Source organism: Rhodococcus sp. NJ-530 (genome assembly GCF_003860625.1).
Lineage (GTDB): Bacteria > Actinomycetota > Actinomycetes > Mycobacteriales > Mycobacteriaceae > Rhodococcus_F > Rhodococcus_F qingshengii.
In genome coordinates, this window is the sequence record NZ_CP034152.1 from 3,164,828 (window position 1) to 3,176,183 (window position 11,356).

The 11,356-nt window shown below is 63.7% G+C and carries 12 protein-coding genes; 9 read left to right on the forward strand and 3 right to left on the reverse strand.

Translation table 11 applies throughout. The annotated features are described in order from the left end of the window. Positions 1-190: 190 nt before the first annotated feature. From EHW12_RS14920 to EHW12_RS14945, 6 genes are all read left to right on the forward strand, one after another. Positions 191-1,309 (forward strand): MoxR family ATPase, encoded by a 1,119-nt coding sequence (locus tag EHW12_RS14920; RefSeq protein WP_223304533.1) that lies wholly within the window; start codon positions 191-193, stop codon positions 1,307-1,309. Then, the gene (locus EHW12_RS14925) at positions 1,306-2,298 is read left to right on the forward strand and encodes a DUF58 domain-containing protein (RefSeq protein ID WP_003944991.1); all 993 of its coding nucleotides are present in this window, start codon (positions 1,306-1,308) and stop codon (positions 2,296-2,298) included. The genes EHW12_RS14920 and EHW12_RS14925 overlap by 4 nt, the downstream gene beginning before the upstream one ends. Next, on the forward strand, positions 2,295-3,275 hold the full coding sequence (locus EHW12_RS14930; protein WP_003944878.1) for a VWA domain-containing protein: 981 nt from the start codon (positions 2,295-2,297) through the stop codon (positions 3,273-3,275). The genes EHW12_RS14925 and EHW12_RS14930 overlap by 4 nt, the downstream gene beginning before the upstream one ends. Before the next feature lie 70 nt (positions 3,276-3,345). Next, positions 3,346-4,095 (forward strand): 3-oxoacyl-ACP reductase FabG1, encoded by a 750-nt coding sequence (fabG1, locus tag EHW12_RS14935; protein WP_081557866.1) that lies wholly within the window; start codon positions 3,346-3,348, stop codon positions 4,093-4,095. Between the two features lie 54 nt (positions 4,096-4,149). Then, positions 4,150-4,947, forward strand: a complete 798-nt coding sequence (gene inhA / locus EHW12_RS14940) for an NADH-dependent enoyl-ACP reductase InhA (RefSeq protein WP_003944803.1) — start codon at positions 4,150-4,152, stop codon at positions 4,945-4,947. A 72-nt stretch (positions 4,948-5,019) separates the two neighbouring features. Continuing rightward, positions 5,020-6,084, forward strand: coding sequence for a ferrochelatase (locus tag EHW12_RS14945; RefSeq protein WP_020969609.1), 1,065 nt, complete (start codon positions 5,020-5,022; stop codon positions 6,082-6,084). Positions 6,085-6,095: 11 nt separating this feature from the next. Here the strand turns inward: EHW12_RS14945 and EHW12_RS14950 are convergent, their stop codons facing one another. Together EHW12_RS14950 and EHW12_RS14955 are read right to left on the reverse strand one after the other, a co-directional pair. Then, positions 6,096-6,704 carry a transcriptional regulator gene (locus tag EHW12_RS14950; RefSeq protein WP_007727873.1) on the reverse strand — a complete coding sequence of 203 codons (609 nt, stop codon included), beginning with the start codon at positions 6,702-6,704 and terminating at the stop codon, positions 6,096-6,098. 106 nt (positions 6,705-6,810) lie between these two features. Further along, complete coding sequence (locus EHW12_RS14955) at positions 6,811-7,152, reverse strand: metallopeptidase family protein (RefSeq protein ID WP_003944783.1); 342 nt, start codon at positions 7,150-7,152, stop codon at positions 6,811-6,813. Between the two features lie 77 nt (positions 7,153-7,229). On the opposite strand from EHW12_RS14955, the gene EHW12_RS14960 reads away from it, so the two are divergent. Both EHW12_RS14960 and EHW12_RS14965 read left to right on the forward strand, forming a co-directional pair. Then, positions 7,230-7,721: a hypothetical protein gene (locus EHW12_RS14960; protein WP_003944993.1), complete on the forward strand. Its 492-nt coding sequence runs from the start codon at positions 7,230-7,232 to the stop codon at positions 7,719-7,721. Between the two features lie 154 nt (positions 7,722-7,875). Then, positions 7,876-9,669 (forward strand): enoyl-CoA hydratase-related protein, encoded by a 1,794-nt coding sequence (locus EHW12_RS14965; RefSeq protein WP_073512400.1) that lies wholly within the window; start codon positions 7,876-7,878, stop codon positions 9,667-9,669. On the opposite strand, the gene EHW12_RS14970 is transcribed toward EHW12_RS14965, so the two are convergent. After that, the gene (locus EHW12_RS14970; RefSeq protein ID WP_073512401.1) at positions 9,659-10,450 is read right to left on the reverse strand and encodes a hypothetical protein; all 792 of its coding nucleotides are present in this window, start codon (positions 10,448-10,450) and stop codon (positions 9,659-9,661) included. The two genes, EHW12_RS14965 and EHW12_RS14970, sit on opposite strands and share 11 nt — an antisense overlap. A 67-nt stretch (positions 10,451-10,517) precedes the next feature. Between EHW12_RS14970 and EHW12_RS14975 the strand changes: the two genes are divergently transcribed. Beyond that, positions 10,518-11,345 (forward strand): DUF3097 domain-containing protein, encoded by an 828-nt coding sequence (locus EHW12_RS14975; RefSeq protein ID WP_058038784.1) that lies wholly within the window; start codon positions 10,518-10,520, stop codon positions 11,343-11,345. Positions 11,346-11,356: the final 11 nt, after the last annotated feature.

Genomic DNA, 11,356 nt, shown 5'->3' on the forward strand with positions numbered 1-11,356 from the left:
GAAGTATCAAGTTCCCGACGTGGTGTTACGGCATCGAGCGCAACTACCTGGAATAGTTGACGGGGAACACGTTACTGTCGGTACTTTTCTAGGTGAAAGCGATGGATTCTTGGTGACCTCACGTGAAGATTCGGTCGGAACGGTCGACGTAAGCAAGGCGAGTGGAAGTGCGGACGGAGCAGCACCTTCCCTGGCAGCCGACGTTCAGACCTTGGAACGAGCGATTTACGAGGTCAAGCGAGTCATCGTCGGGCAGGACCGGCTTGTCGAGCGCATTCTCGTCGGACTTCTCGCCAAGGGGCACGTCCTCCTCGAAGGCGTACCCGGTGTCGCCAAGACGCTGGCCGTCGAGACTTTCGCGAAGGTCGTCGGCGGTTCGTTCTCCCGCGTCCAGTTCACCCCGGACCTGGTGCCCACCGACCTGATCGGCACGCGCATCTACCGTCAGGGCCGCGAGGAGTTCGACACCGAACTCGGCCCCGTCGTCGCCAACTTCGTGTTGGCCGACGAGATCAACCGTGCCCCGGCCAAGGTGCAGTCCGCGCTCCTCGAGGTGATGGCAGAACGCCACGTCTCGATCGGTGGCAAGCGGTACCACATGCCCGATCCGTTCCTGGTGATGGCGACGCAGAACCCCATCGAGAACGAGGGCGTCTACCCGCTCCCCGAAGCGCAGCGCGACCGCTTCCTGTTCAAGATCCTCGTCGATTACCCGACAGTGGAGGAAGAACGCGAAATCGTCTACCGGATGGGCGTGGCAGCGCCGGAGCCGCACCAGATCCTCGGTCCGGAGGAGTTGGTCAGGCTCCAACGCGTCGCCAGCAACGTCTTCGTTCACCACGCGCTCGTCGATTACGTTGTCCGGGTCATCGCCGCTACGCGTACTCCGCGTGAAGTCGGACTCGAGGACGTCGCAGGCTGGATCGCGTACGGCGCCTCACCCCGCGCGACGCTCGGCATCATCGCCGCGTCGCGGGCCCTCGCTCTCGTCCGCGGGCGCGACTACGTAGTGCCGCAGGACGTCATCGAGGTGATCCCGGACGTGTTGCGTCACCGTCTCGTTCTTTCCTACGACGCCATGGCCGACGAGGTGACTCCCGACGCCGTCATCGCCCGGGTGCTGCAGACCGTCGGACTGCCGCAGATCGCCGCGCGGCCGGTCCCCACCGTTCCCGGTCCGCCCCAGCAGGGCGCACCACAAGCACCGCAGTTCAACGCACCGGGCACAGCTAACCCACAGGGCACAGCTAATCCGCAGGGCAACGGCGCGCCGATCGCGACCGCTGAGACGATGAGTCGCCCGCAGTGACCGAAGGCCGCGACGGTGGCCAGGCGACACCCGCCGGATCCACCGGTTCTCCGCCGTCGTTCCGATCCGGCGAGCTCAGCGACCCGAAACTCACCGCTGCGCTGCGCACCCTCGAGCTGACGGTTCGCCGCCGCCTGGACGGTGTGCTGCACGGCGATCATCTCGGCCTGATTCCCGGTCCGGGTTCGGAGCCGGGAGATGCCCGCGAGTACCAGCCGGGCGACGACGTGCGGCAGATGGACTGGTCCGTCACCGCACGGACGACGCACCCACACGTGCGTCAGTCTGTCGCAGATCGTGAGCTCGAGACGTGGCTCGTCATCGACTTGTCCGCAAGTCTCGACTTCGGGACCGCTGGATGCGAGAAGCGCGACCTGGTCGTCGCCGCAGCCGCGGCCATCACTCACCTGACCAGTTCGGGCGGTAACCGCGTCGGCGCCATCATCTCGACCGGCGCACAGACAACTCGAATTCCGGCCCGCGGTGGGCGAATTCACGCACAGGCGATGCTCCGCAAGATCGCGACGACTCCGCACGCGCCGGACGGGGTACGCGGTGATCTGGTCGGCGCGATCGAAGCGCTCAGACGCCCACAGCGTCGGCGCGGACTCGCGGTCGTCATCAGCGACTTCCTCGGACCGATCGACTGGGAACGCTCGCTGCGCGCCATTTCAGGACGGCACGACGTGCTCGGTGTGGAAGTGGTCGATCCGCGAGACCTCGAACTGCCCGACGTGGGTGACGTGGTGCTCCACGATCCCGAGTCCGGCCGGACCAGAGAATTCACCACGACGCCGCAACTGCGCGCCGACTTCGCCAGAGTCGCCGCCGAGCACCGCGTCGAGGTCAGGCAAGCTCTACGTCGTTGCGGCGCACCGCTCATGTCCCTGCACACCGATCGGGACTGGATCGCCGACGTCGTGAGATTCATCTCGGCACGCCGACACAGTTATGGTGCCGGCGCCGGAACTGGGGGCGTTCGTTCGTGAGTCTTTCTCAATTCACCGCACCGTGGTGGCTGCTGTTCCTCGCTGTCATCGCCGCGTTGGTGGTCGGTTACGTACTCGTGCAGAAGCAGCGAGCCAAGCACACACTTCGGTTCACGAACTTCGCACTGTTGGAGAAGGTCGCGCCTTCGCGGCCCGGGCGGTGGCGTCATATTCCGGCGATTCTGATGGTCATCGCATTGGTGTTCTTCACCGTCGCCCTTGCCGGTCCGACGGCAGACAAGAAGGTCCCGCGAAACCGCGCCACGGTGATCCTCGTGATCGACGTGTCGCTGTCGATGCAGGCCACCGACGTCGAGCCGACACGATTGGCAGCAGCGCAGGAAGCTGCCAAGTCGTTCGCCGACGGTCTGACTCCCGGCATCAACCTCGGGTTGGTCGCATTTGCCGGGACCGCTTCGGTTCTGGTGTCGCCCACCACGAATCGTGACGCGACGAAGGTCGCCATCGACAACCTCAAGCTCAGTGAGCGAACGGCGACGGGCGAAGCGATCTTCACCTCGTTGCAGTCGATCGACACGCTGTCGGCTGTTCTCGGCGGCAGCGACCAGGCGCCACCGGCGCGCATCGTGTTGCTGTCCGACGGTAAGCAGACCGTTCCCGAGAACTCGGACGATCCGCGGGGCGGATTCACCGCTGCCCGTCAGGCCAAGGACAAGGGCGTTCCGATCTCGACCATTTCCTTCGGAACGACATACGGGCGAGTCGAGATCGAAGGAGACCGAATCCCCGTCCCGGTCGACGACGCGTCATTGAAGGAGATCGCCAACCTTTCCGGCGGAAGTTTCTTCACGGCATCGAGCCTCGAAGAACTGCGCCAGGTGTACGACACGCTCGAAGAGCAGATCGGTTTCGAGACGACACGAGGAGACGCGAGTCGACCGTGGTTGGTCCTCGGCGTCGTGTTCGCGACCGCTGGTCTGACGATTGCCCTGGTACGCAGGCAGCGTCTGCCCTGATCGAGAGCAGTTCCGAATTGTCCAAATACCGCTGGTACGCGGCCCGCAGAGAATTGATAGGTTGATCGCCATGTCTACCCCTCCCACGACAGTGGTTTCCGAACGGACCGTCACCACACCTCGCTCGGTGCTCGTCACCGGCGGTAACCGCGGAATCGGCTTGGCCGTCGCTCAGCGGCTCGCCGCAGACGGCCACAAGGTAGCCGTCACGCACCGCGGTTCCGGTGTCCCCGAAGGGTTGTTCGGCGTCGTGTGCGACGTCACCGACACCCAGTCGATCGACCGTGCGTTCAAAGAGGTCGAAGCGCACCAGGGGCCGGTCGAGGTCATCGTCGCCAATGCCGGCGTCACCGACGACACACTGATCATGCGAATGAGCGAAGAGCAGTTCACGAGCGTCGTCGACGCGAACCTCACCGGTACGTTCCGCCTCTCGAAGCGTGCGACCCGGTCGATGCTGCGCGCGCGTTTCGGACGGTTCATCTTCCTCGGCTCTGTGGTGGGTCTGGCAGGACAAGCCGGCCAGGTCAACTACGCCGCGTCCAAAGCAGGCATCGTCGGTATCGCTCGTTCCCTGACAAGGGAACTCGGCTCACGTTCGATCACCGCCAACGTCGTCGCTCCCGGGTTCATCGAGACCGACATGACGGCAGCACTGGGCGACGACGTCAAGGACAAGGCCACCGAGTTCATCCCGTTGCAGCGGACCGGAAAGCCGGAAGATGTTGCAGCAGTTGTCAGTTTCCTCGCCTCCGACGATTCGGCCTACGTCTCGGGTGCGGTCATCCCCGTCGACGGTGGACTCGGCATGGGGCACTGACCCGCTTTTCGTACACACACCTTTCTCGTACGTCTGAAATCAGGAGGACATCTCATGGGCGGCTTGCTCGAGGGTAAGACCATTCTTGTCACCGGCATCATCACCGATTCGTCGATCGCGTTCCACGTGGCCAAGGTCGCGCAGGAGCAGGGCGCGAAGGTACTGATCACCGGATTCGATCGTCTGCGCCTCATCGACCGCATCGCCCAGCGCCTGCCGCAGCCCGTGCCGCCGGCAATCTCGCTCAACGTCCAGAGCTCGGAGGATCTCGCCTCTCTCGCCGAGCGTGTGCGCGAGCTGGCTCCCGAGGGTATCGACGGCGTCGTCCACTCGATCGGCTTCGCTCCCCGCTCCTGCCTGGGAAGCCCGTTCATGGACGCGCCGTGGGAAGACGTGGCGGTCGCACTCGAGGTGTCCGCCTACTCGTACAGCGCACTGGCCAAGGCCTTGCTGCCGGTGCTCAACGACAACGCGTCCATCGTCGGAATGGACTTCGATCCGGCACGCGCAATGCCCTTCTACAACTGGATGGGTGTCTCCAAGGCAACCCTCGAGGCCGTCAATCGGTACGTGGCCAAAGAGGTCGGCGTCCGCGGCATCCGCTCGAACCTGGTGTCCTCCGGCCCGATCAAGACCCTGGCCGCCAAGGCCATTGCCGGCGACAGCACCGGTCCGGGCGCGGAGTTGGACAAGCTGAACACCGCATGGGACGGTGCTGCGCCCATCGGCTGGGACGTCGACGATCGCGAGCCGGTCGCCAAAACGGTCTGCACCGTTCTCTCGGATTGGTTGCCCGGCACGACCGCGTCGATCATCTACGTCGACGGCGGCTTCCACGCGATGGTCGGCTAGTAGCACCCCTTCTACTACGCAGGTGAGTACCCGGGTGACTCCCGCCGAACGGCATCGCGCAAGATTGAACTCATGACCGTAAGTATGGACATGCAGTTCGATGCTCTTCTCGTTTTGTCGTTCGGCGGTCCCGAAAAACCCGAAGACGTACGGCCGTTCCTCGAAAACGTCACGCGCGGTAGGGGAGTGCCACCGGAGCGGCTCGACGCCGTCGTCGAGCACTACATGCATTTCGGTGGAGTTTCGCCCATCAACGCGCTCAACCGAGACCTGATCGAACGGGTCGAAGGTGAGCTGGCAGCAGCCGGCGTGGATTTGCCCGTGTACTTCGGCAACCGCAACTGGCACCCGATGGTCGAAGACACCGTCGCCAAGATGCGCGAGGACGGTGTCCGCAACGCCGCCGTGTTCGCCACGTCGGCGTGGGGTGGTTACTCCGGATGTCGGCAGTACCACGAGGACATCGCCCGTGCCCGTGAGGCGGTCGGTGACGGCGCACCGACGCTGACAAAACTTCGCCAGTACTACGACCATCCGCTGGTCGTCGGCGCGTTCGCCGACGGCGTGCGCGCGGCCCGCGCAGAGTTGCCCGAAGCGACTCGCGATACTGCGCGCCTGGTGTTCACCGCGCATTCGGTACCGAGTGCCGCAGACCGCAATGCAGGGCCGCCGGCAGAGGGCGGAAACCTCTACAGTCGACAGGTCGCCGAGGCAGCGAAGTTGGTTGCCGAGGCCGTCGGCGTCGAGGATTTCGATCTGGTGTGGCAGTCGCGATCAGGCCCGCCGCAGGTTCCGTGGTTGGACCCCGACATCTGTGATCACCTGGATACGTTGTCCGCCAAAGATGTTCGCGCCGTGATCGTGTGCCCCGTCGGTTTCGTCTCCGATCACCTCGAAGTGGTGTGGGACCTGGACACCGAGGCCAAGGACAAGGCAGCCGAACTCGGGATGGATTTCGTTCGGGCAGCAACGCCCGGCCGCGATCAGCGTTTCGCGCAGCTGGTGCCCACGCTCGTTCGGGAACTGGCCGAGGCCGAGCAGCCACTGCGACTGGGGGTCGAGCCGCTGCTCGGCTCGACCACCAACGGTCTCTCGTGTGCAGTCAATTGCTGCGCGGCCGTTCAGCGTCCCCGCTGACCGTCCGACGCTCAGGTGTTCGGATGCTTGAGCTTTCCGCAGGGCCCGGGAACGGTGGACGTGCTGCGCGAGGTGAGAAGCGTCTCGACGATCTGTCGATCCTCGGGGCTCAGTGACGGGTCGATGTAGTTGAGTTCGGGCGCGCCCAGTTCGCGGACTCGCCCGGCGAGGGTCGCGACAAACGAGACGCGTTCTTCGTCGTCGTCGTTGACGTCGTGGATCTGCAGCACCGACACCGGAAACTTGCGCAGCGTCACAGGCAGGAAGCGGGCGCCGAGCACATGGTCGACGTTGAATCCCGCCCACTGCCCCTGGTTGGCCTCCACGCATTCGGCATCGGAGTGAATTGCGCTCTCGCCGATGTACTTACGTGCGGGCAGCATCTTCTTGGGGGCAAGTTCGGATGCGCCCTGCTGAAGGACGGGAAAGTCGCCGTCCGAGTACAACCAGGGCTGGTTGGCCATCTTGATCAACCGACCGGCGTCCAGATCCGGGAGATAGCGAGACTTGAGGAGAAACGCGACGCTGTCGACCGAGATGCCCAGCAGTTCTGCGGCCTTCTGTCGGCTCATCGCGAACGTCGGGGCATTCTTCGGGGCGATCTGGATCAAATTGACCATGCGAACTCCTGTAAGTGTTCAATTGTTGCGGGCTTGGTACAGCTGACATGACAATTCGCCGATTATCAACCTCTAGCTGATTTCCGACTTGTAGATGAGTCGGTTGTCACCATCCGAGTTCACGCAACCGGGGATCTCCGATCCCGAAGTGGTGGCCGATTTCGTGGATCACTGTTCGGCGAACTTGCTCGATCACCTCGTCTTCGGTGCTGCAGATCGCACAGATGGCCCTGCGGTAGATCGTGATGCGATCGGGAAGGACGCCGGCGTACGTGGTGGTTCTCTTGGTCAGTGGGATGCCCTGATACAGCCCGAGTAGCCCCGGTCGTCCACCTTCGAGTTGAACGGTCACTGCGACATTGGCCATCTCCGCACCCAATTTCGGTGGCAGGCTGTCGAGCGCCCGCTTGACCATGTCCTCGAACTGGCTGTCGTCCACGTCGATCATCTGCCCATTGTGCGTGCGGGGGCGGGATCCGGGTGTGTCCATGTGGAAACAGTGCAGCTTACGGCTATGTTCATTGCGTGGCCGAAGACCTCTATCACCGTTACGAATTCACATTCATCGTTCAGATGCTGACAGTCTCGCAAGAGCAGGCGATCGAAGAGAGCTTGGGTGGAAGGGTCGAGGACCGACGCGGGCTGCAGCTGCTGACGCTCACCTCGGAAGGTATGCGAGCGGCGACAACGGCTATCACAGTGGTGGACCAGTTGGTGGCTGCAGGCGTGCGTCCCCAGCGGACACATCCCGATCTGGTGTCACGTCAGGACATTGCCGACCGTGCGGGGGTGACGCGGCAAGCTGTCGGGCAGTGGGTGCGAGGGGTCCGGCAGGCGGCTACGCCTTTCCCGATTCCGTACAACTCGGTTGCCGGGGGGATCTGGTTCTGGGGCGACGTCCTGGATTGGTTGCGCCGTCAGGGGTACAGCCAGGACACCGGTTTGCGCTACCCGACGCTGGATGAACATATTCGCATCGACCGCCATATCGCGATCAATCACAAGACTGTGGGTTGATCGATCAAAAGGTTTGCTTGAAAATAGCTATTGAAACAAACCGACGGTAGGTATAAAGTCCCTAAATACCTCAATCAATCTATCGGTGCGTCGGTCCTGCTCTGGGGGGAGTCTGGTCTGCGCTGCAGATACCCGAGCATGCGAGCAGGAATTCATGGTTTCGACCCCCGAAGTACGACCGATGCCCAAATCGGCCGCGCTCACGACTTCTGTGGCTATTTCCAGCGATGGAGCAACGGCGAAGCTACGTGAAGGTGTATCGGGCAGGGGCCGTCTGCGAGCGGCGACGGCGGCGCTGTTCCGGCGCTCACGCCCACGTATGACCTTCGCGCCACCGTTGAGCGTGCTTCTTCTCGTCACCTCCGACAACGGTCTCTCGCAGCGGGCCGGTCTTGTTCTTCGCGAGGCGGGACACCAAGTCCGTACAGCCGTCGTCGCCGACGCGGACGCAGTGCTGGCCGCGACTTCTTCGGGAGATTTTGACCTCGTCATCTGCCCGTTTTTGAAAGCCTATGTCCCGGAATCTGTTTGGCAGCGGTGGACAACGATCATCATCCATCCCGGCCCGCCCGGAGATCGCGGGCCGTCGTCGCTGGACTGGGCGATAACGGATGGCGAACCGATCTGGGGTGTCACGGCATTGCAGGCCGCTGAGGAACTCGACGCCGGGCCGGTGTGGGCCTGGCGGACGTTCGAACTCCGGAACGGGGCAACCAAATCCTCGGTATACAACGAGGAAGTCACCGACGCGGCGATGGAGTGCATTACGGAGGTCGTCGAACATTTCCGTACTCCTGACTTCCAGGCGATCCCATCGGACCGAGTTGCGCGGCCCGTGGCTTCGGCCCGATCGAGGCCCAGCATGAAACAGGCCGATCGCGTTTTCAGCTGGGAGGAAGACGCGTCGAGCATCGTCCGCGCCGTCAACGCCGCCGACGGGTTTCCCGGCGTCGCCGTTCAGTTGGGGCTCGACCGGGTCTACGTCTGCGACGCTCACCTCGATACCCACGTCGATGCAGCGCCCGGCACCATCGTCGAGTACTTCCACCAGGCAATACGTGTTGCCACCGGTGCGGGCTCCGTATGGATCGGACATGCGCGGCTCGTCGGCGCCGGCAATGTCAAACTTCCGTCGACCGCGGTCGTACGTCCGGACGTGTTCGTTCCACAGGTCTGGGAGAGTCGTTACCCCGAGACCGACTATCACCGCGACGGCGAAATCGGATATCTCTCGTTCCGCTTCTACAACGGTGCGATGAGTACGAAGCAATGCGCGCGACTGGCCTCCAGGCTCCGCTGGGCGACCACGCAGGACACCAAGATCCTTGTCCTCACGGGTGACTACGACAGATTCAGCAACGGTATCCACCTCAACGTCATCGAGGCCGCGTCGGATCAAGCCGGGGAAGCGTGGGCCAACATCAAGGCCATCAACGAGATCGCGAAAGCGATCGTCACCTGTACGGAACAGGTTGTGGTGGCGGCATTCACAGGCAACGCCGGTGCCGGCGGGGTCATGCTCCCGCTTGGAGCCGACGTAGTCGTGGCCAGGGACGGTGTGGTTCTCAATCCTCATTACGCCACGATGGGCCTGTTCGGCTCGGAACTGCACACGTACACACTTCCGGCTCGGGTCGGCGAGGAGCAGGCCCGCAGTCTGCTGGCCGAGTGCAGTGCGATCGGCATCCGTCGAGCCTTGGAGATCGGACTTGTCGACGCGATCGGCCCCAGGCGGCCGGATCTGTTCGAGGCGTGGTTGCGCGAGGTCGCCACCGACTTGCTCGAAGGAGATCGGCTGGAATCGATGCTGGAGCGCAAACGTCTTCGACTGGAACGTGATCCGGTGGAGCCCTACGAGGAGCGTGAGCTCGAAGAGATGAAGATCGACATGTTCGGTGACCGCAACGGGTTTGCCGAGAAACGCCGGAACTTCGTGCTCAAGCTCTGATCGACACGCTGTTCGCCGACGCGACACGGGCAGTGCGAACAACGTCCCACAGTCGTCGCAGCAGGTCGTCACGCCTCTGCGCAGTGGACACGCTCGGGGCCTGATTGGTCGATATCGACGCAGCCACGGTGAGAATGGCTGCCACGTTGTCGGCGGTGTCGATCACCTGTAAATGCCGAGGTGACAGTGTCGACGGCCAGCGGTGTCCGGCCTGGGCCTGCAGGGCTTCGGCGACCAGCGTACGAGCGTCGTTTCCAGGCATTCCGGTGGCTACGGCCGGAAGCCCGCCGAGCACCTCGGCTGCGTCCCGAACAGCTTGGCGCAGTTCGTATTCGGCTTCGCGGAGTCCGATCGATTCGGCGCTGCCCACCACAGTGGGAATGGAGAAGACCGTCCATCGCAAGACGTCCGGGCCTTCCTTCGACGGCACGAGTCCGACTCCCGGCTTGCCGACGGCGCCGATCTGTATCCCTTCACCCGTTGCGATCGCAGCGCGCGCGAACTCGGTCCCGGTGGGCAGACCACGTACATCACCGGCCGTGGGAAGGACCAGGCGGACCTCGGCAGCCTCCGAGCGCGCGATTCTGAGCAGGGTGGGCACACCGGAAGCCGTGACTCCCGGCCATTCGAGATCGTGGCGGACCGCGGTTTCCGCATCGGCGGCGCCGATCAGGTGCATCGGTGCCCACGCGGCAAGGGCGTCGATGACGTCGTCCGGCGCAGCGTCGCCGGCGAGCCATGACGCTGCCCACACGGTGAGGGTTGCGCTGGGAGAACTCATGACCGTGAAGTTTAGTTCGGCGTGGCGACATGCGCGGCCCCGGCGTTGTGACCTAGCGTGATCCGGCGTGAGCGGTGGCAACGGATACGGTGACATTTTTGCGGGTCATACCCGCAAACAGAAGCGCGTGACGCCTGAAGTGGCGGCCGAGCGTGATCTTGTCGTCGAGGATGCGGCGACGGGATTCTGCGGTGCGGTAGTCGGTTTCGAGCGCACGTACGACGGCGATTTCGTGCGGCTCGAGGACGGTCGTTCCCGGACGCGGTTGTTCGCGATGCGCGAGGCGGCCTTCCTCATCGACGGCTCACCGGTCACCCTCGTACGGCCGGCCCCCAAGCCCGCGTCCACCAAACCCGCACGGTCGGCTTCGGGTTCGACCCGAGTCGAAGGCTTACGTGCACGCACGGCACTGCCCAGCCGGATCTGGGTGGAGGGAGTACACGATGCTGCGCTCGTCGAGCGGGTGTGGGGTCACGATCTTCGCGTCGAAGGTGTTGTCGTCGAACATCTCGAAGGACTCGACAATCTGGGGGAGCGGCTTGCCGAATTCGGGCCTGGTCCCGGCCGCCGCGTCGGGGTCCTGGTCGACCACCTGGTCACCGGTTCCAAGGAAACCCAACTGACTCAGGGCCTCGGCCCGGACGTGTTGGTGACCGGGCACCCGTACATCGACGTGTGGGAGGCCGTTCGTCCCAAATCTGTCGGAATCGCCTCCTGGCCGAAGATTCCACGCGGCGAGGATTGGAAGACGGGAATCTGCCGCGAACTGGGCTGGGGGACACCTCAGGAGGGCTGGCGGCGGGTCTACAACTCGGTCGAGAGCTTCCGCGATCTGGAAGCTCCTTTGATCGGTGCAGTCGAACAACTTGTCGATTTCGTTACCGAGCCGAACTGACGTAGCGGCGG